Origin of the sequence: Pseudomonas laurylsulfativorans (assembly GCF_002906155.1) — a bacterium.
GTDB lineage: Bacteria > Pseudomonadota > Gammaproteobacteria > Pseudomonadales > Pseudomonadaceae > Aquipseudomonas > Aquipseudomonas laurylsulfativorans.
Genome location: NZ_MUJK01000001.1, coordinates 1,407,727 through 1,428,571 on the forward strand (window position 1 = coordinate 1,407,727; position 20,845 = coordinate 1,428,571).

Below are 20,845 nucleotides of genomic sequence, written 5' to 3' on the forward strand. Positions count from 1 at the left end.
TTGTAGTCTCTGCCCTCGACTAGCTGGGTCAATATCTCCAGAAAACTGGAGTTACGAGTACCAATACCGTCAGGATTTCCAACCTTCCTAGAAGCATTCCAACGGTGAGCAGCCATTTGGCGGCATCTGGTAATGATGAGAAATTACCGGCCGGCCCGATGATCGTGCCAAGCCCCGGCCCGACGTTACACACCGCCGTAGCGGCACCGCTCAACGCGGTTATCCAATCAAGGCCAATAAGTGCCAAGCCCAAGGCGATGGCGGCAATGGTGATGGTGAAGAAAAACGAGAAGGTCAAAAGCGAGCGCACGATCTCCTCATCAATGGGATGGCCGTTGTACTTCTTCTGAATCACGGCTCGAGGATGGATCAACTGCTTCAAACTACTGACCAGTAGAGCGGCAGCCACCTGAAAACGGAAGATTTTGAGACCGCCGGCAGTTGAGCCAGAACATCCACCCACGAAGGTCAAATAGAAAAACAGCAAGACAGCAAGACAGCAAGACAGCGAAGCTGCCCCATAACGTGTAATCGCCAACCGCAATTCCGGTGGTCGTGACAACCGAGGTCACATTGACTGCCACGATACGAAACGCATCCCACCATCCGTAATCGCTTTGAAAACACAGCCAGGTACCCACAGCCAGCGATGTGACGAGCAAGAACCCAATAAACCCGCGCACCTGGTGATCCTTTATCAGCGCACGCCGATTGCCCCTCAATGTCGCGACGTACAAGGTGAACGGCAGGCTGCCCAGAATCATGATGGCCACTGCCACCCAGTGAATCGCTGGTTGCGTCCAATGCCCAAGTGAGGCGTCCGACGTAGAGAACCCCCCGGTAGAGATCAACGACATTGCGTGGTTGACCGCTTCAAATGGCGTCATTCCAGCGAACCAGAGCGCCAGAGCTCCAATGCCAGTAAGCCCCAGATAGAGCAAAAGAATGTACTTGGCTGCCACATGGGAGCGTGGAGTCACTTTCTCCGACCAATCTGAGGACTCTGTCTGGAACAGACGCATGCCACCTACTCGCAACAGCGGAAGGATCGCCACAGCCATGCCGATAAAGCCGATGCCGCCCAACCAATGCAGCATGGAGCGCCATACCAACAAGCCGGGAGATGCGGTATCCAGTCCGGTGAGAACAGTCGAGCCCGTCGTTGTGATACCCGACATCGTTTCAAAGAACGCGTCGGTGTAGCTGATATCGCTGATGAACACCATCGGCAACGCTGCGAAGGTGCACACCACGACCCAACTGCCAGTAGTCAGCAGGTACATATCCCTCGGGCGAAGCTGGCCAGTATCCGGACGCCCCCGCACAATCAACAGCAACCCACAGATGAAGGTAATCAAACTCGACCAGAGAAAGGCCGACAGATCGTCGCTACGCTCATAGGCCACCAGTGTGATCATGGGAATAGCCATGCTTATGGCCAGCGTTATCAAAAAAATGCCCAGGATAAAGCCGATAAGCCGAATTGCTGCGAGGGACATGACAATAGCGTTCCAAATTAGCACCGCGCAGTATTGGATACCCAGCCTGAAGTCCCCGTAAATTTTACGTAAAATTTCTACGAGCAACCCCGCAGGCTGCGTGCGTCAAGGGGCTATATAGGGTCGTTTCTGCCCTTCGTGGCAGGCAGAGTTCGGCCGATTCTGTTGAAAAAGTCGGTCCTTCCAGACTGCCCGCATACTGACCGCTGAAAACGCCTTTTTTGCGCGCCGCTACGCGAAATCTGAGCCCGGAATCCTCTGCTCAAAATCTAGATTTCAATCTCAAACGCGTATTTTTCTGCCGTAGAAACCATGGCCGACTTTTTCAACAGAATCGGCCAGAAGCGGTCATACACGCCACAGCGACTCTGTATCAGACACGGTTGTTCTTATCGGGGTGCTTCATTCAAACCAAAGACTCTGGTAATCAATATGCACTGGCGACCCACCGTCGTAGGTCATTCAGATGACGAATACGACACATAGATAAGTGCGTGATATTATTGCGCCAGCACCGCCTAACCGAAAAGGATTTGTAAGCATGACCTCACGTTTCTCTTGGCTTCATCTCAGTGATTTGCATATTGGAATGAAAAGTCATAAATGGATGTGGCAAAACGTGAAACATCAGGTCTACGATGACTTCAGATATCTACAATCTGAACATGGAAAATGGGATGTCGTAATTTTTTCAGGAGACCTTACACAAAAAGGAGATCCTGAGGAGTTTGCGTTGCTTACAAAAAACCTCCAAGAGATGTGGGAAGTATTCGGTGACGCTGGTTTCCGACCATATCTTTTTTGTGTTCCAGGAAACCACGATCTTGTCAGGCCCAACGCTCTAGATCCTGTCAAGCTCGCATTGGACAATTGGTGGGAAACTCCTAAGCTCAGAAACGCATTTTGGTCGAAAGATGGTTCTAGTTTCAGGTCAACGCTTTCTCAATATTTTGAAAATTTTGAAAAATGGAAAGCACAGTTAAAAGACGCTGGTATTCCTCTCCTAGAGGAAGCGTCAGGAGTAATACCAGGTGATGTAACATCCATATATTCTTCCGGTGATCTGAAGGTCGGCCTTGTTGGTTTAAATTCAACATGGCTCCAGCTAGATGGAGAGGATCATAAGGGCAGGCTTCACATTGATCCTTATCAACTTAGTGCGGTCACAGGTGGTGATGCAACAGGCTGGGCGAAAGGGCAAAATCTTAACCTGCTAGTGACTCACCACCCTTTAGATTGGTTGCATCCAGAAAGTCTAAAAATTTTCAATCAAGAGATTGATGTAAGTGGTCGGTTTGGTGCTCATTTATACGGCCACATGCATGCCGCTGGTGCATATCAACAAAGCCACTTAGGAATGCAATTAAAACGTTCTATACAAAGCGCGTCGCTGTTTGGTCTCGAGCACTTTGGGAGTAATAATGAAGACAGGAAGCACGGGTACTCCTTAAACATCATAGATACTGCAGTCGACGCTCCGGCTACGCTTACATTGTTGCCGCGAGCATCTAGAGATGTTGCAGGGGAGCGAAAAATCGGCGCGGATTACTCCCTACCTATAGACAATAACAACAAGATTGTTCACACTTTTGAGTTGGCTGCTAAGGCTGGAGGCAAAGTTAAATCTAAAAGCTCATGGATAGTAGAGAAACTGTCAGATGAAATTACAGATCAATTCCAAGTTAAGGACGCGGGAATTTCTGTGAATCTTGGCGTTCTTACTAAGGTGTTAGGCGAGGCGCAAGAGGCACTCTTCGTTCGAGCTGTACAGCTAAGAGCAGCATGCTCGACTCTTGAAAAAAACAGACTTCTTTGGTTAGCCGCAGAATGGGGCATGGGAGAGCAAGGGTTCCTGTGGGCAATACAAAAAAAAATATCGCACGAGCATTCGCATAATTATTCGCTTGATTTAAGCGAATACACTGATCGAAACAAGTTTTTCGAAGGGATAAAGGCACAGTATGGGTTCAGCTTCGAGTCCCTATGCGAAAGCCTTTCTGAACTATCAAATCCATACTTAATACTCGAAGATATTCCTTTTTCGAGCAATGTTGATGATTCAGCGAAGCTACATAAGGATCTGAATGGTTTAGTTGATGTAATGTTGTCGTATTGCCCTAGTCTAAATATCATTCTGCTTAGTAGGCAATCCCCTCCAGTAGATAGTGAAAATGTACTAGAGATTGTAGCTTTGGATCAGGCTGACACTCGTAGCTTTATTGAACATCATCGCTTGGGAAATAAAGGGCTAACAAGCGAAGATTATCTTAAGATTTACCAGCATACCGATGGCTTGCCTAATCTTATTGAAACTGATCTTCGCAACTTGCGCATTGCCTCTTTAAATGAAGTTACTTCTCTGTCCTCGGAAGCGCCGCTGCCAGATGGGGCGCTGAATAGGGCGATGCTTGAGCTATCTGAGTCAAAAGAACCAGGCATGCAAAGAGCATATTTGTTGTTGAAGATTCTATGTGTATTCCCGCAAGGTGAGGAGCTTGGGAAGATTAAGAATTTTGATCGAACCAAACCAGTTTTTTTTGACCACGCACAAATATTGGAGCAGCGAGGTCTTATACAGGGTGTCGAGATAAATCAGCTCGAAGGATCGCATGCAAATAAGCCCAAACGTCTGGTTGCAACTCGCCCTGTCCGGGAGTGGGTACAGTCAAAGCTAACAGAACGGGAGCGTAAATCACTTTATGACTACGCGGCTGCGTCATACTTTGGAGCATCTTGGTCAATAGGAGAGTTCAAACCCCCGCACAGCCTTAAATTTAACTGTCCTGGTCGTATCCCAGCCGAGTTAGATAATGCTCGGTCGATAATTCAAAAGGTAGTAGTTGGCGCGCTCGGCAACTCCAGAAAACTTACTGTCGCAGTATCTCTGATCAAGCATCACGGGGCCGCACTATTGGCTGGTGATTATTACCGTAGCGGCTGTGAGTTTTTTGAGTATATTATTCCTTTACTAGGGAGTGAGATATCAGAGCCCGACAAGTACTATTTAGATTTTTTATACGCCAAAGCTCTAAGAATGCTAGATGGTGATCAAAAAACCGCTGCCGCCAAGGATATTCTCATATCTGCGTTACCTCATATTAATGACAAAAGAACATTGCTTAGTGTCTACATGAATCTTGCTCTTTGCTCTGAATCATTAAAAGAGGTCGATGACGCCGTAGATTACTCCAAAAAAGTTATAGCGCTAGATAAGGGCAGTTACTCTGCATTCAGCGCGCAGCAAATTATTCTGGAGTTGTCTTCTGAAGGCAGTGAGTCCGAGCGAACTGCTGCGCTTTCTAAGTTAGAGGATAAAGCAAGACGGCAAGGAGCCAAAGCCGTAGCTGTAACTATAGCCTTAAATAGAGCATACGCCACCGTAGATGACGCGGAGAAAATAACTCAATTACGCACTGTGGTTAGAGAAGCAAAGGAGGGAGGGGATAGTTATGATGTAATGCGTGCGATGATCGCTTTAGGCAAGGTTACTTTGAAACCCAATACAGACTTTAAACTGACAGCTGCAGAGGAGCACATTTTAATTCGCCTGTATCATTACTTGTATAACGAGCGATTTGATGCTCTTTTTAACCACTGCCATGAAATCCTTTGGAAAATATTCACTGAGCGTTGTGAACATGAGAATTTGATGCAGCTTTTCCGTTACAGCTCGTTACTTTGGAGATTGCGTGGAAAAGAGGCCTTGGAGAAAAAAACTCTAGTTCGATTAAATACGATTATCGGTAAAAGTCCACCTGTTTCATTTGCTCGTTTCGATTTGGCGACATCTTACTTTTACGCTCGCCTTGGGGCATCTATAAGTTCAGATAAACAAGTCCCTTAATTTTATCTTTTGACAGATTAGTGAGTGGGGCCGTTGGCTGACGGCCTTCACACACCGAAACACGCTATAATTTGAGAAAATCATGTAGACTTTCCAAATTCGCTTTTTGAGCTAGTCTAGCTAATGCGCGCAGCAACTAACTGCTGTATAGCTGCCGGCAGTAAAAAATGTTTTTGGATTGCTCTTGGAAACCAAGCAGTATGAGTTTTTTTGCTAGGTTATTTCTTGCCAACAATAGTAATCTCAAATGCAAATATGTTTTAAGCTTTTGTAAGTGGTGTTGTTGATTTAACTTATACCGAGGAGCGGGATCGCCACTGGTAAATCTGTGGGGAAGTCTCTACCACCATGTTGCGCTGCTTGCGAGTGATGCTAAAACTCCAATACTGAATCACCCATAGTCACTAGGCGCATTTGACTGGCTGCTTGGGGTCGCTCTCTGCCGGACATAGCCATAAAGCATACTGGTCAAGTCCGATGCAAATGACCGGTCAAGTCGAATGCAAATGGGTGGGCACGTCCGTGAAATCACCTACCTGGAGGGAGAAAACTCAAGACCGACTCCCCACCAAATCCCCCTCGATTCATGATCAACCCGGCAACAGTGTTTATCTCTCCGACCGATTTTTACACCCCCGCCAAACGCCTAACATTGGCCTTACCCAAGTGAGTAAAGCCAAACAGGCGCAACCCACTCACGCGGGAAAAATCGTTCCAGGAATAACGCTCCAACCACGAGGTAAAGATCATGAAACTGCTGAAAATCGCACTCTTGCTTGCGCTTGGCACCGCCGGCACCCAGGCCTTTGCAGACGACAGCCACTCGACTGCCGCAAGCAGCCAGGCACCGGTTGAAACCTACACATACGGCACCAGGCTGGATATCAAACGCGTCATCGACGTCTCGGAAATCGCCAACGAATGCGGACCAGTCCCGGCGCGCATGACCTATGAAGACTCCCAGGGTCAACGCCGCACCATCGAGTATCAAGTGATGGGCACCGGTTGCTCGAACGGGTGAGCACAGTACGGACGATGGAGGGTCGACACTCCATGCGTACTGCGCCAGCCACATCGCTACACAGATGCACCGACAATTTTTTCATCAGCCGCCAGCAACCCGGGAATGGAATGTTTCAGAAACTCCACCCAGGTTTTTATTTTTGCATCGACGAACTTGCGTGACGGATAGATCGCAAACAGGTTCAGTTCCTCCAGCCGATACTCCGGCAATACCCGCACCAGAGTCCCCGCCCGCAGGCCCTCGACGGCCGAAGCAATCGGTTGGATGCCAATCCCCATCCCGTTCTTGATCGCGAAGGTCATGGCGTCGGCCGTGTTGACGTGGAAGGGCGACACCGGCGTGCTGAACGTTTCTATCCCTTGCGGGCCTTCAAACACCCAGTTCTCGGCTGGCATGACCGTGTTGACGATGCGCAGGCAATCATGGCCTTCGAGATCACCTGGCGATTCGGGCGTTCCGCGTTTTTTCAGGTAAGCCGGCGAGGCGCAGAGAATGCTGTAGGTGATACCCAGCCGCTGGGCGACAAACCCGGAATCGGGCAGGTCTCGCGCCAGCACAATCGACATGTCATAGCCCTCCTCCAGCAAGTCCGGCAGCCGATTGGTCACGCTCAGGTCAAACAGAACCGAAGGATGGATTTCTCTGTAGCGGGCAATGGCACCAATCACGTAATGGTTGCCAATGGCCGACATGGCGTGGATTTTCAGGCGGCCGGCCGGCATGACCTGAGCCGTGCCCGCCTCCGCTTCAGCCTCGCGCATGTCCTCCAGTATCCGCTCGCAGCGCTGCAAATAACGCACACCGGCTTCGGTCAGCGCCAGGCGCCGGGTGGTCCGGTTGATCAACCGCGTTTGCAGTCTGGCTTCCAGGCTGGAAACGGCTTTTGAAACGTTGGTCGTGGTGGTGTCCAACAACGCGGCCGCTGCCGTGAAGCTGCCGGTTTGGGCGACCGCCGCGAAGCAGCGCATGGTCTGGAATACATCCATCGTTTCACCTCAAGGGATCAGCAGACAGGACGGTCCCGTGATGGGCCGCCCTGGCGTCCGGCATTACTTTTTGCGTGGAATGAATCCGGGTACACCGGTTTCAACCACCGAGTTGAAGCGTATACGGGTTGTGATGTCTTGCTGAATCTCAACCATGGCCCTGAGTGGCAAGGTCGAGATATCGATGTTTTCCCGGATATGGCTCGGCGTTGCCGAGGTGGTCAGGAACGCCACCCCGCGTTGCACCGACCAGGCCAGCGCCACCTGGGCCGGGGTTTTCTGCAAGCGCCGGGCGATGCCGGTGAGCACCGGGTCTTGCAGCACATTTGGCTCCATGCCGTGCCCCAGAGGCGCAAACGCCAGCAGGATAATCCCGTGTTCCTTGCAGAATTCCAGCAGCTCCCACTCCGGCAGATAAGGGTGGGCCTCGACCTGCACCACGGCAGGTTTTATCCGGGCGACAGCGACAAGTGCCTTCAGCGCCTCAAGCGTGATATCGGACACCCCGATGGACCTCGCCCGCCCCTCATCCACCAGCCGTTCGAGCGCCCGCCACGTTTCGATCAATGTCACGCCATCGTCGTAGATGACGTTGCCCTGCTCGTCCCTCGGGTCCTGGTTGTCACCGGGTTGAAAGGCAAACGGCGTGTGGATCAGGTAGCAGTCGATGTAGTCCACTTGCAGGCGTCGGCAACTGGCTTCGAACGCGGGCTCGACGCGCTCGGGACGGTGGTTGGTGTTCCATAGTTTAGTGGTGATGAACAGGTCCTCGCGGCGGACTTTGCCGGCTGCCAGCACGTCCATCAGCGCAACACCCACCTGTTCTTCGTTGCGATAGCGCTCGGCGCAATCGAAGTGGCGGAAACCGGCAGCCAATGCTTCCTTCACCGCTTCAGTCGTCGTGGCGAGATCGCGAAACAACGTACCGAACCCAGCCGCCGGCATCTCGGCCGTCCCATGGTTGAGCGGGAATCGGGTATCGCGCAGCCCGTCGTGAAAGGCTTCATAGGTCATGTCAGTACTCCAGGCCGCAGCCATTATTGATACGAAGGTTTCTGCCCGTCGCCCGAGGCAACGCGTTGCTCGAAGGCGCCGACCGAGTTGCCGCCCAGGGCGATGAACAACTGCACGGTGTCTAGGTACTGCGCGGTTTTCACGCGGATCTGTCCCAACAGCGCCTGCTGATAGGCACGCTCCGCTTCCAGGACTTGGAGAATGCTGTTCTCGCCTTGCGCGAAGGCCTGCTGGTTCAACTGCAAACTGGTTTCGGCCGCGCGCAATGCGTCGGTCTGGGCCAGGTGTTCCTCGGCGTCATGGTTGATCGCCTGCAAGGTGTCGGCGACCTGGCCGAACGAGGTAATCACCGTCTGTTGGTAACCGGCGAGCGTCGCCTTGTAGCCGTCGACGGCAGCCTGTTGTTCGGCCTTGAGCGTGCCGCCATCGAAGATCGGCCCGGCCAAGCCCGCAGCGAACCCCCAGAGCGCCGCGCCGCCATTGCCCGAAGCCGCCTGGGCCAGGGACGCTGACAACGTGACGTGGGGATAGAGATTCGCCGTCGCCACGCCCACCGCCGCGCTGGCCATGTGCAGTTGCGCCTCGGCTTGCAGCACATCCGGGCGGTCGTGGGCCATTTCCGAAGGCAGGCTCACCGGCATGTTCGACGGCAGGACAAACTCGCTCAAAGCGAAGTCCGGAGCGATCCAGTCCGCCGGCCCCTTCCCCGTCAGGATCGACAGCGCATGGCGTGCGGCATCGCGCTGCTGAGCCAGGGGCGGCAACAGCGTGCGGTCCTGGGCCAGTCGTGTCTCGGCCAGCGACACATCGATCTGCGTTGTAATGCCATTGAGGTGGGCCATGCGCACCAGTTCAAGGTTCCTTGCGTCATTGGCCAGCAGCTTTTCCACGGCCTGTATCTGCGCGTTGGCGGAGGCCAGCAGCAACGCCTGGCTGGCGACGTTGCCGGTCAGGGTCAGGTACGCCGCTTCGTAGCGATGCTTTTGCAGGTCGGCAAACGCTTGCTGCTGTTCAACCAGGCGCTTGTTGCCGCCGAACACATCAAGGTCGAACCCCACACGCGGTCCAATCGCATAGAAATTGGCAATGGCGGGCTCCTTGGCGTTGTGCAGCCGTTGCCGACCGGCCACGGCCGCGAAATCGACCTGCGGATACAGCGCACCCTGCGCCGCCGCCACAGAAGAAGCGGCCTGGCGGATCGTCGCATCGGCGGCCAGCAGATCGAGGTTGCCGTCGATGGCGCGACGCACCACGTGGTCAAGTTTCTGCGAGCCAAAGGCAGCCCACCAGTCGCCACGGACCTTTTTGCCCAGGTCGATACGTGGCTCAGCACCCTGGGCCAGGCGCTGCTCGGCCTGTGGGTCATAGTGCTGCGACGCACTCGCCGCCGGTGCTTGATAGTCGGGGCCTACGGTGCAGGCCGTCAGCAATACCAGCAGCGACAGCGCCGCGATCTTCGTTTGCAGCAGATGTCTGTTGAGGACCAGCGCACAAGATTTCATTTGGCAAACTCCACGAAAACTAATTGGCCGCAACGGGCTTGCGAAGAAACAGCACCAGCGGGCTCACCACCAGCATCACCACCAGCAAAATCTTGAACTGGTCGATCACGGCGATGAACGCAGCCTGGCCGGTGATCATTTCGTTGAGGCCTTCCAGCGCCTGCAACGGCGCCGAGGTCAGTGAATGCGCAGCGGCGCGGTACGGCGTCAGGTTGCTGACCAGCGCCATGTGCATCGCCTGGGTGTTGTTGAAGAAGAACAACTGCACGATCGCCACGCCCAGCGTGCTGCCGTAGACCCGGGCCAGGTTGAACAGGCCGGTGCCTTCAGGGCGCAACGTCGGGTCAAGCGTACTGAACGCGACTTTGCTCACCGCCGGCATCAGGATGCCCAGGCCCACGCCCTGGATCGCACCGGCGACGGCCACCGGCCACTCGTCCATCAGCGGCGAATAACCGAGCATCAGCCAGTTGGCGTAAACCACGATGGCGATACCGGCCGCCACGAAAAAGCGCCGGTCGAAGCGCTCAGGCAGCCGCCCCATCAACAGAAAGGCGCCGACCAGGCCCATGCCCCGGGGAATCGTCAAGGCGCCGGTGGTGTCAGGCGGGTAGCCGAGAATCTCGTCCAGCATCGGCGACGTCAGGGCCATGGTCGACAACAGCACGAAACCGAGGGCGAAAAAGATCACCGTCGACAACACGAAGTTGCGGTCTTTGAGCAGGCGTTTGTTGAGGAAATGCACGTTCGAGGTCAGCACATGCACCACGAACAGGTAGAACCCCAACGCCGACGCCATGGCTTCGAGCCAGATCTCCAGTGAGGCGAACCAGTCCAGCCGCTCACCACGATCGAGCAGCATTTGCAGGCTGATCAGGCCGAGGGTGAAGGTGCCGAAACCGAAGAAATCGAACGCCGGAGGTTTCCCGGCTTTCTTTTCGGTCAACAACAGCGCCACCACCAGGAAGATAAACGCCGACAGTGGCACGCTGAGGTAGAACATCGGCCGCCAGCCAAAATGCTCGGCGATCCAGCCACCGATACTCGGGCCGCTGACGATGCCGAACAGCACAATCGCCGTCCACTTCGCGCCAAACGTTGCACGCTTGTCCAGCGGCAAGGTTTCCAGGGCAATCGCCATCGACAGCGGCGCCAGGACTCCACTGGCAAGGCCTTGAACGATGCGCGCGCCGACGAACTCCAGCGATGTCGTCGCTGCCGTGCCAAGCAACAAGCCCAGGACGAACAACGCCAGCGCCGCCTGATACACCCGCTTCAGGCCGAAGCGTGCGGCCAGCCACTGCGCGATTGGCATGCTGATCGCACTGGCGGCCAGGTAGGCGGTGAAAATCCACCCCGCCTGATCGTCGGTCATCGACAGGCTGCCCTGAATCAACCTCAGTGCCGAGTTCGGCAACGGCAGGTTGGCCGACTGCATATAGGTCGCCAGCAAGGCGGCGAACCTGAGCGAGCGCGCACCCTCCCCACCGGGACTTACCAACGATTGGGCGTTCATCAGGAGTTACCTGCGGTCAACAATGCCTTGAGTGGGTGCCACCATGGGCTTTGAAACTTGGTGTCGATCCTGACCGTGGCGCTGGTCCCGGAGAACAGCGGCAGCGCCGGGTCCTCTTCGTCGAGCTCAAGCCGTACCGGCACCCGCTGCGTGACCTTGACCCAGTTGCCGGTCGCATTTTCCGGCGGCAGCAGGGCGAAATCCGACCCGGCCCCCGGGCTCATGCTGGTGACGTGGGCCTTGAACACGCGATCCGGGTAGGTATCGATGCGGATGGTGGCTTCCTGACCCGGGCGCATGTGGGCCACGTCGGTCTCGCGGAAGTTGGCCTCGATCCAGATCTCGTGACCGGACAACAGGGCAAAAGCCGGCGCTCCACTGTTCACATGGTTGCCCACCTGCAGATCATCGACCTTGGCCACGATGCCATCCTGCGGCGCATACACCGTGGTGTACGAGAGGTATAACTGCGCCTCGTCGAGCTGCGCCCTGGCCTCGCGCACCGTCGGGTGACTGTCGGCGTCGATGTTCGGATTGCCGTTCAAGGCCACCACGGTGCTGGCGATCTGTTGCTCGATGGACGCGATCCGTTGCCGCGCCACTTTCACGTCGGTGTCGGCCCGCTCGTAAATCGATTTCGAGACGAACTCGGAGGCTACCAGGGCCTTCTTGCGGGCAAAGTCCTTCTGGTCGAAGTCGGCCGACTCTTTTGCCGATTGCAGTTCAGCCTGCTGCTGGCGATAGCTGGCCTTGAGCCCGTCGATACGCAGCCGCGCCACGCTGAGCTGCGCCTGGGCACGTTCGACGGCGATCTGGAAGGGTTGCGGGTCGATCCGGAACAGCACCTGGCCCTTGTGGACCTGCTGGTTGTCCTCGACGGCGATTTCCACCACTTGCCCGGAAATCCGCGCGTTGATCGAGGCCTTCGCCACCCGGGCGTAGGCGTTATCGGTCGAAACATACGCCTGCCCCGACACGTGGTGGGCATAACCCAGCGCCGCGAAGAGGATGGGCACACCGACCATCAACCATGGGCGCAACCGCTGTTTGAGTGGTTTGCGGATAGGCGAGTCAGCCGGGTTGGGGCCAGGGTGCTCGAAGGTCTGCGAAGCCGGGATATCGAACGATTTGGTCATGATCGAGTTCACCTTTAGCCGGGTAATCGGGCCGGCATCGGCAACAAACGCCAGCGGCCCGGATGTGAATGGATGCAGTAAGGAAGCAAGCCCGTGCGCGTTCGGGAGGATCGCTCCCAGCGCGTCGGTTTCGTCGCCGCAACACTCAGTTCGCGCTCGGCTACAACAAACCCAGGATCAAGGAATTTCTGATTCCTTAATTTTGTGCGATAGTGTAAGAATATCCCTCGACCAACCTTCTAACAAGGATTTTGTACGACATGGCACAAAATAAATCGACAGAGGGCAAAGGCCGTGGCCGCCCTCGGGCCTACGACCCGCAGACAGCGTTGCAGCAGGCACTCGGGGTGTTCTGGAACACCGGCTATTCCGGCGCGTCGCTCGACAGCATCGCCACCGCCGCCGGAATGAATCGCCCCAGCCTCTATGCGGCATTCGGCGACAAGCACGCGCTCTATATCAAAGCGCTGGAGCAATATTGGGAGTTTGCCGCGGCGTCCATGCGCGAGGCGCTGACGGACCTGGAGCTGCCGTTGGCCGAGGCCTTGCAGCGCTTCTACGAGGGGCAGCTGTCGATTTACTTCTCGGGCGACGGCCAGCCCCGGGGTTGCTTCGCCATCGGCACGGCAACCACCGAAGCCGTCGAGGATCCACAGATTCGCGAGGTGCTGTCCGACCGCTTGAGCCGGCTGGATGCCGATCTGGAAGTTCGCCTGCAAGCGGCGAAAAATGCCGGCGAGTTGAAAAGCGATGCAGACCCGGCGGCCCTTGCCGTGCTCGCCTCGTCGCTGCTGCACAGCATTTCCATACGTGCCCGGGCCGGTAAATCCCGAGCCGAGCTGACGGCGCTGGCGCGCAATGCAGTCAGAGTGATCTGTGGTGAGTGAAAAACTCGAGGATATTCTTGCCGGGGAGTTGGCCGTGATCTTTTGCGGTATCAATCCCGGACTGACTGCCGCCGCCCAGGGGCACCATTTTGCCGGGCGCGGCAATCGTTTCTGGCGCACGCTCCATCTCGCCGGTTTTACCCCCGAGCAAGTGCAACCGGAAAACGATCGGACCCTCCTGAACTATCGATGCGGATTGACCGCGGTGGTCGAACGGCCGACGGCCAGTGCCGATCAATTGTCCTTGCACGAGTTCAGCGCCGCCGCAGCGGGCTTCGAACAGAAAATCGCCCGCCATGCGCCGCGTTTCGTGGCGTTTCTGGGCAAGGCGGCCTATAGCGCGCTGTCCGGTCAGCGCGACATTGCCTGGGGCCTGCAAGGCAAAACCTTCGGCAATGCCTCGGTCTGGGTTTTGCCCAACCCCAGCGGGAGAAATCGTGCATTCAGCCTTGAGCAACTGGTCACGGCGTACCGCGAACTGCGGCTGGCCGTCGACGATCAGCGCTAATCACGCCGGCGGAATCGTCGCCAGCACACCGATCAGGATGGTCAACAGCAGAAAACCGCCGAGAAAAATCGTCATCTTGGCCATGTGGCCTCCCACACAATGAATTGGCGGTACAGCGGGCGCCGGGCGCTGCCCGAACGGCGTACCGAAGACTTATTGTGGGCGGACGACTGTTTTCGTTACAGAGGCAGATTGCGCTGAAAAATACGGATCAGATCTGCTTTCAGGCTGTGCGTTCGGGCGTTTGGCAGGGAAAAGTTTGCGCGCGATATCCACAAACGGCGTGACGATCAAACCCTGCAGCGTCAGGTATCGCTCGTGATCCTGTTCCCCGGTGCCGAAATGGATGACTTCGGGTGTGGACCGGGTGACGTACAGCGTGCCGAACATCCAGTCCCACAGTGACAGATTGATGCCGAAATTCTTGTTGAAGTGTCGCGGCGCATCGCTGTGATGAATCTGGTGTTGCGCCGGGCTGCTCAGCACCCGCTCAAGTACCGGCCCGAAGGAAAGCCACACATGGCTGTGACGCAGGTTGGCCGCCAGGCTATTGAAGATGAACACCATGTAGGTCACGCCAAATAGCGTATAGCGGCTGATCTCCCCGCCACAGGCGTACCAGAAGACACCGGCAAAGGCGCCGAGGCAGATGATGTCCGTGAGTTTTTCCACCACATCTTCCAGAAAGTGCACCCGGCTGGCCGTCGCCGGCACCAGCACGGGCGCCGAATGATGGACTTTGTGGAAGGCCCACAGATACCGCGAATGAAAGGCGCGATGGCCCCAGTAATGGCTGAAATCCTTGACCAGGAATACCCCGAGTCCATAAAGCAGGGTCAGCGCCAGGTTCTCCTGCACTTGCGTACGCGCGCCCCACAGGTTGGTGAAGAACGCGATGTAGTCCGCTGAACGCAAGACATACGGATCGACCAGGCCGACGATGGGCAGCACCAGGGCAACCTTGAGAATGGCGATTACGAAGTAATAGCGGTAGTCGAGCAGCGCCGAGCGGTGCAGGTAGACCCGGCGGCCGCCGATGAACTGTGGGAACGAGCGCGCGTCGGTCAGGCCCCGGGATTTTCGGTACCGGAACAGGCAAAAAGCGATGCCGTAAGACATGCAGAGAAAGGCTAGACCGAGTCTGCCGTTGAAGTCGAAAATGCCCAGGAACTGCCGGGTGACCGGCTCGATCACCCACTGGGATAAATAAAGATGGATTGCGACGAGAACATCCATAGCGGGCTGCCCAACGTAAATGGAAGGGCAATTGTAAATGAGAACGAGTCTTTAATGTGTTGATTTATGACCGACTGTCAGCCGCCCAGCGCAATGATTGCAAGGATCAGCACGGCCCCCGTCGCCGCCATGATCACCCCACCCTGCCATTGCGTGGCGCCCGCGTATCGGGCGAGCAGCCAGCCTGCGATGAACAGCACCACGAGACCGATCAGGTTGGACAGGCGGATGGCGAGCGCCGTCTGATCGAGCAGTATGAACGGCACCACCAGCGGAAAGGTCGAGCACACGACCAGCAGGAAAACACCGAGGGCGCCCCTGAAGTCGTTCCAGCCGAGGCCGGCCCTGATCGGCAAAGGCGGCTGCTCGAGCAGCCGAAGGCGCAACAGTTCCAGGCCCTCGCTGCCGGCCGCCGTCGCGAATTGCATCGGCAATACTTGCGCAATGAGCGCCTGACCGGCCGCGGCGTCCGCGCCATTGCGCAGGGCGAGGTACAACTTGATCCGGCGCGTGCGCTCTACCAGTGCGCGCAACAGGTACATGACCGCATCGGCCAGTCCCCAGGCGAGATTGCAACCGAGCGCGGCAATCATCATCGTGCGTTCGGCGGCCTGGTCTGCCGTGGCCACGCTGATGGTGCCGGTGAACGTCATGGCCATCAGCAGGCCGAAGATCACCTCGGTAATACGCTCGACAGGATCAAGTACAGGCGCCCTCTCGAATTGACCATTGGTTTGCATGAATTCACCTCCCCCGGGTCTGCCGGCTCGATACCGGTCGACGCTTCGGCCAGGCACCGGTTGCCCAGGCTGGATATCCGCATCCCCGTCAAGTGTAGATTGAACGGCTACACTCATGCGCACACGTTTCCTGCTTCAAGAGGAGTGATACATGCTTGATTACTTCGCGCTGGGCCTGCTGATCTTTGTCGGGCTCGTCTTGTTCTACGGGATCATCCTGCTCCACGACATCCCCTATGAAATTGCCGTCCACCGCAACCACCCCCACCAGGATGCGATCCACGCCACCGGCTGGGTCAGCCTGTTCACCCTGCACGCGCTCTGGCCGTTCCTGTGGATCTGGGCGATGGCCTATCGAGAGGACCGGGGCTGGGGCTTCAGTGACGGGCATTCACCCAAGAGCCATGTGGTTCACCTCGAACAACAGGTCGCCGAACTGCAAGGCCGGATCGAGCGCCTCGAAGCATCGGCGGGCACGGCACCGGGCAAGCTGCCAACGGACAATCTCGGCGAGGGCATTTGAGCCATGGATCTATTACTCATACTGACGTATGCGGCACTCTGCGTAGCCATCTTCAAGATCTTCCGCATTCCCCTGAACAAATGGACGGTGCCCACAGCGGTGCTGGGCGGAGTGGTGATTATCGGCGCGCTGATTTTCACCATGAACTACAACCACCCCTACTCCGAGGTGGCGCGTTCCTATTTCGTATCAGTTCCGGTGATTCCCGTGGTCAGTGGCCAGGTGATCGATGTGCCGGTGAAAACCAACCAGCCCCTGGAAAAAGGCGATGTGCTGTTTCGCATCGACCCCGCGCCTTTCGAGTACCGGGTGAAATCCCTCAAGGCACAGCTGATTGCCGCCCAGGCCGATCGCGCCCGGATCACCGAGTTGATCAAGCGTAACTTCAGTACCCAACGGGAACTGGACATGGTGGTCGCGCGCAGTGACGACCTCAAGGCACAACTGGACAACGCGCAGTACGAACTCGACAACACCACGGTGCGTGCGCCGAGCAAAGGCTTCGTCACCCACGTGTCGCTGCGTCCGGGCATGATGGCGACCAAATTGCCGCTGCGCCCTTCGATGGTCTTCATTCCCGCCGAAGGGCACTACTTCTCCGCGTGGATGCGCCAGAACAGCCTGTTGCGCCTGACCGAAGGCGACGAGGCCGAAGTCGCTTTTGACGGCATTCCCGGGAAGGTGTTTGAAGGCAAGGTCAAAACCGTCGTGTCGGTCATTGCCGAGGGCCAGATCCAGCCTTCGGGCACGCTGATCGGTTTCACCGGCTCACCACCGGCCGGCCGGGTACCGGTGATCATTGAAATCACCGATCCCGACTATGCCCAGTACGTCGACCAGATGCCCGGCGGGGCCTACGGCCAGGCGGCGCTGTACAGCCAGCATTTCCATCACATCGCGATGATGCGCAAGATCCTCCTGCGCATGGCCGCCTGGATGAACTACATCTTCCCGTTCCACTAACCGGGTAGCACCGGCAACTGACTCAATCCTTGAATTGGGTCAGTTGCCGGTTCAACGAACCGGCCTGGTCGCGCAGTTGCAACGACTGATCGAGCAGGCTTCGGATCGCGTCCGCAATCGCGAGCAGGCGGCTCCCGCAGGTCATCGGGTTTACATGTCGTAGCGCAGAACCAGACCCACCGTGCGCGGTGCGCCGACATCGACAATGTCGCCGCTGCGGTTGTTGGTGACGTATTCCTTGTCGAAGGCGTTTTTCACGTAACCGGACACCGCGATGTTCTTGGTGACCTTGTACTCGGTGTTGAAGTTGGCCAACCAGTAGGCGTCGCTCTTGCGCTCGCCAGTGACCTGACCGGCGTCGTCAAACTCGTATTCCGACGGACTGGTGCTTTGATAAACGACGTCGGTGTTGAACGTCAGGCGATCATTCCAGCGATAGGTAGCACCCAGCGCCATCTTGTACTTGGGCGAAAAGAGGAAGTCCTCGCCGCTCATGTCCCGGCCGTCGCTGGTGACGAAGTCCTTGTACTTGCCATCGGTCACGGAGGCCCCGGCATTCAGGGTCAGCTGTTCGCCGAAGTCTTTTTCAACCGAGACTTCCAGGCCCTTGATGTCGCTGCTACCGGCGTTGAACACGTCAAGGAACTCGGTTTGCGGGTCCAGCACACTGACCTGCTGGTCTTTCCAGTCGGTGTAGTAGACGTTGGCACGGGTACGCAGGGTCTGGTCCATGAACGAACCGCGGTAGGACAGCTCGTAGTTGGTGGTGTATTCCGGATCGTAGGCTTGGTGACCGCTACCGGCCCGGACGTTGACGCCACCGCCGCGATAACCTCTCTGCACCATGAAGCCCACGAACTGATTGTCGGCCAGCTCGTAGTCGATACCGAGTTTTGGCAAGACGGCATCAGACGTCTGATTGTCTTTGGCGGGCTCGGAGAAGTCGTCTTGCTTGACGTCGGTGTCGTTGGTCTCGTGGTCGTAGCGCAGACCGGTAATCAATGTCCAGCGCGGGGCGAAGGTCCAGTTGACCTCACCGAATACCGCCTTGTTCTCAATCGTGGTATCGCCCTTCACGGTGCCGAACAGGCGACTGCCGAAAAACAGCCTGTCGTGGAAGTTGTTGGTGTTGTGGCCATAGTAGAGGCCAGCAAAACTCTTCACTGTGTCCGAGCTGTAGTTCAGCCGCAGTTCCTGGCTGAACAGGTCGCCGTCCTGTTTGCGCAGAACGAACTGGTTGGCATCGGCCGATTGGTCGAAGTCCAGACGGGCGTCGTAGTCCGAATCGGTGTTGGCCGTGAGGCTGGTGATGGACCAGTCATCATTGAGCCGGTAGTCGACCTTGGCGCTGACGGTGTCCTGCTTGAGCTTGTCGTAGGCCTCGGTGTTGGAATCGATTTTGTAATAACGGATCTTGTCGTTCTGGCGAATGACCGAGTTATCGCCCTTGCGGCTTTCACCGTGGGCATAGGTCAAGAGCACATCAAGATCGTCGCTGGGCAGAACCAGCAGCTTGCCACGGTAGTTAGCGGTGCGGGTCGGGTTGGCGTCATCGCCGTTGAAGAGGTTATCGATGTAACCGTCGCCTTCCTGGTAATCGACGGCGATGCGGCCGGCGATCTTATCGTCGACGATCGAGCCGCCACCGGCCACCGCGCCACCGCGTTCGTTGTAGTTGCCTACGTTGGTCTGCGCAGAAAAGCTCGGTTCGAAGGTTGGATTCTTGGTTTGAATGACCACTGCACCGGCCAGGGAGTTGCGGCCCTGGGTGGTGGATTGCGGACCGAGGAACACTTCGACCTGCTCGACGTCCCACAGCGGCATCGGGCTGAGGGTCAGTGCGCGGTTCGGCTGCACGGCGCCGTCGACGAATACCGAGACCGCGCCGTTGAGCGCAGCCGGACCCTGGTCATCGAAACCGGACACAGGTACGCCACGGATACCCCAGTTTTCGTTGCCCGACTGGTTGTAGACACCTGGCGTACGGGCGAATACGTCGACCAGGTTATGGTCTTCCTTTTCCCGCAGCTGTTTGTCGGTGACGACCACCACGCTCGACTGGGTCTTTTCCAGGGTGCGGTTGATTTTTTCACCCGTCACCGTGATCGGCGCGATTTCCATTGTGTTCGACTGTTTGGCCGCCCATGTGCTGTTCATGAGGCAAGCCGCCGACCCCACAGCCAACGCAATTGTATTTTTTTTGAAATTCACGCCCCGCTCCCCTGCGACAGATTTTTTGTGTTTTTTCTTACGTCCAGAACGCTGTCTTCCTACAGCTGGCGGGAGTCTAATCGAATGAAAATCAAAAACAAATACTATTGATAAGGCTTCTCATTTAAATCTATAGATCGAAAACGTATCCAATTGAATACATTCGAGTTCGATTTTTGCCGCCTCGGGCAACGCTGGTTTTTTCAGGTATCGACAGAAGGCCGTGGCGCATCACGCCAGCAAAGGCAATGCAGGCTGAGGATCAGAGGAAGAAGTCCAGACAATGGACCGCACCCTTGCGGTGCTTGAAGTATCGGGATGAGGTATCGGAAATCGTCGGGCGTGGCACCGAGGAACGCGGTGCTAGAGAATCCAGCTCAGGAGCACATGCGAGGCGATCCAGGGGGACGCCTGGGCCACCCCCCATGCCAACAGTGCGCACACGAGCAGGTAGCCTGCAACGAACTTGAACATCGCGCGATCTTCCATGCCACCCTCCCGGCTTAACAACCATGCAGGGCGTTTATTGCGAATGCGTCACCACTACGACGCCCGCTTCGCCCGTAAAGACTTCGAGTGTCAGAATGGTTTTCAGTTCCATTGGCGCACACATCAGGAAAAAATGGTTCTTCACGCAATCCCGGGAAACTGTAAGAGCCGGCTTGCCGGCGATGGACTCAAGTGCGCCGCGTTTATCCGGTTTACACGCGTTATCGTTAACGACCATCGCTAGCAAGCCAGCTCCTACAAGGGACCGCGTCCGCGTCGAATGATGTGAACGCCAAACTGTAGGAGCCGGCTTGCCGGCGATGGACTCAAGTGCGCCGCGTTTATCCGGTTTACACGCGTAATCGTTAACGACCATCGCTGCGATGCGGCGACCCGACAAGCCAGCTCCTACAAGGGACCATGTCGAATGATGTGAACGCCAAACTGTAGGAGCCGGCTTGCCGGCGATGGACTCAAGTGCGCCGCGTTTATCCAGTTCATGCGCGTTATCGTTAACGACCATCGCTGGCAAGCCAGCTCCTACAAGGGACCGCGTCGAATGATGTGAACACCAAACTGTAGGAGCCGGCTTGCCGGCGATGGACTCAAGTGCGCCGCGTTTATTCAGTTCACACGCGTAATCGTTAACGACCATCGCTGGCAAGCCAGCTCCTACAAGGGACCGCGTCGAATGATGTGAACACCAAACTGTAGGAGCCGGCTTGCCGGCGATGGACTCAAGTGCGCCGCGTTTATTCAGTTCACAC

Annotated in this window: 16 protein-coding genes and 1 pseudogene; 6 read left to right on the forward strand and 11 right to left on the reverse strand. The window is 56.5% G+C overall.

All coding sequences use genetic code 11. From position 1 onward, the window contains the following. Positions 1-28: 28 nt before the first annotated feature. A pseudogene (locus B0D71_RS06230) lies at positions 29-1,499 on the reverse strand (TrkH family potassium uptake protein). A gap of 541 nt (positions 1,500-2,040) precedes the next feature. On the opposite strand from B0D71_RS06230, the gene B0D71_RS06240 reads away from it, so the two are divergent. Both B0D71_RS06240 and B0D71_RS06245 read left to right on the forward strand, forming a co-directional pair. Beyond that, on the forward strand, positions 2,041-5,343 hold the full coding sequence (locus B0D71_RS06240) for a metallophosphoesterase family protein (protein ID WP_103393965.1): 3,303 nt from the start codon (positions 2,041-2,043) through the stop codon (positions 5,341-5,343). Between the two features lie 748 nt (positions 5,344-6,091). Continuing rightward, the gene (locus B0D71_RS06245) at positions 6,092-6,364 is read left to right on the forward strand and encodes a DUF2790 domain-containing protein (protein ID WP_103393966.1); all 273 of its coding nucleotides are present in this window, start codon (positions 6,092-6,094) and stop codon (positions 6,362-6,364) included. Positions 6,365-6,420: 56 nt separating this feature from the next. On the opposite strand, the gene B0D71_RS06250 is transcribed toward B0D71_RS06245, so the two are convergent. From B0D71_RS06250 to B0D71_RS06270, 5 genes are all read right to left on the reverse strand, one after another. Then, positions 6,421-7,353: a LysR family transcriptional regulator gene (locus B0D71_RS06250; protein ID WP_103393967.1), complete on the reverse strand. Its 933-nt coding sequence runs from the start codon at positions 7,351-7,353 to the stop codon at positions 6,421-6,423. A gap of 63 nt (positions 7,354-7,416) precedes the next feature. Further along, positions 7,417-8,367, reverse strand: a complete 951-nt coding sequence (locus B0D71_RS06255) for an aldo/keto reductase (protein WP_103393968.1) — start codon at positions 8,365-8,367, stop codon at positions 7,417-7,419. Between the two features lie 23 nt (positions 8,368-8,390). Then, a complete protein-coding gene (locus B0D71_RS06260; protein ID WP_103393969.1) occupies positions 8,391-9,869 on the reverse strand; it encodes an efflux transporter outer membrane subunit in 1,479 nt (492 codons plus the stop codon). Between the two features lie 19 nt (positions 9,870-9,888). After that, complete coding sequence (locus B0D71_RS06265) at positions 9,889-11,385, reverse strand: DHA2 family efflux MFS transporter permease subunit (RefSeq protein ID WP_103393970.1); 1,497 nt, start codon at positions 11,383-11,385, stop codon at positions 9,889-9,891. Then, positions 11,385-12,521 carry an HlyD family secretion protein gene (locus B0D71_RS06270; protein ID WP_103393971.1) on the reverse strand — a complete coding sequence of 379 codons (1,137 nt, stop codon included), beginning with the start codon at positions 12,519-12,521 and terminating at the stop codon, positions 11,385-11,387. Before B0D71_RS06270 ends, B0D71_RS06265 begins: the two co-directional genes overlap by 1 nt. Before the next feature lie 260 nt (positions 12,522-12,781). On the opposite strand from B0D71_RS06270, the gene B0D71_RS06275 reads away from it, so the two are divergent. Both B0D71_RS06275 and mug read left to right on the forward strand, forming a co-directional pair. Next, on the forward strand, positions 12,782-13,408 hold the full coding sequence (locus B0D71_RS06275) for a TetR/AcrR family transcriptional regulator (RefSeq protein WP_103393972.1): 627 nt from the start codon (positions 12,782-12,784) through the stop codon (positions 13,406-13,408). Further along, positions 13,401-13,916: a G/U mismatch-specific DNA glycosylase gene (gene mug / locus B0D71_RS06280; RefSeq protein ID WP_103394037.1), complete on the forward strand. Its 516-nt coding sequence runs from the start codon at positions 13,401-13,403 to the stop codon at positions 13,914-13,916. The genes B0D71_RS06275 and mug overlap by 8 nt, the downstream gene beginning before the upstream one ends. A gap of 153 nt (positions 13,917-14,069) precedes the next feature. Here mug and B0D71_RS06285 read toward each other — a convergent pair whose 3' ends face one another. Both B0D71_RS06285 and B0D71_RS06290 read right to left on the reverse strand, forming a co-directional pair. Then, entirely contained in the window at positions 14,070-15,152 is a 1,083-nt protein-coding gene (locus tag B0D71_RS06285; protein WP_103393973.1) for a sterol desaturase family protein, read from the reverse strand. Positions 15,153-15,229: 77 nt separating this feature from the next. Beyond that, the gene (locus tag B0D71_RS06290) at positions 15,230-15,892 is read right to left on the reverse strand and encodes a VIT1/CCC1 transporter family protein (RefSeq protein WP_103393974.1); all 663 of its coding nucleotides are present in this window, start codon (positions 15,890-15,892) and stop codon (positions 15,230-15,232) included. Between the two features lie 151 nt (positions 15,893-16,043). Between B0D71_RS06290 and B0D71_RS06295 the strand changes: the two genes are divergently transcribed. Together B0D71_RS06295 and B0D71_RS06300 are read left to right on the forward strand one after the other, a co-directional pair. After that, on the forward strand, positions 16,044-16,415 hold the full coding sequence (locus B0D71_RS06295) for a DUF3302 domain-containing protein (RefSeq protein ID WP_103393975.1): 372 nt from the start codon (positions 16,044-16,046) through the stop codon (positions 16,413-16,415). 3 nt (positions 16,416-16,418) lie between these two features. Beyond that, positions 16,419-17,378 (forward strand): HlyD family secretion protein, encoded by a 960-nt coding sequence (locus tag B0D71_RS06300; RefSeq protein WP_103393976.1) that lies wholly within the window; start codon positions 16,419-16,421, stop codon positions 17,376-17,378. Positions 17,379-17,400: 22 nt separating this feature from the next. On the opposite strand, the gene B0D71_RS32065 is transcribed toward B0D71_RS06300, so the two are convergent. The 3 genes from B0D71_RS32065 to B0D71_RS06310 all read right to left on the reverse strand — a co-directional run. Then, positions 17,401-17,523, reverse strand: coding sequence for a hypothetical protein (locus tag B0D71_RS32065; protein WP_276310323.1), 123 nt, complete (start codon positions 17,521-17,523; stop codon positions 17,401-17,403). Between the two features lie 5 nt (positions 17,524-17,528). Beyond that, on the reverse strand, positions 17,529-19,589 hold the full coding sequence (locus B0D71_RS06305; protein ID WP_103393977.1) for a TonB-dependent receptor: 2,061 nt from the start codon (positions 19,587-19,589) through the stop codon (positions 17,529-17,531). Positions 19,590-20,112: 523 nt separating this feature from the next. Further along, a partial coding sequence (locus tag B0D71_RS06310; RefSeq protein WP_205885984.1) for a hypothetical protein occupies positions 20,113-20,845 on the reverse strand: 733 nt, incomplete at its 5' end.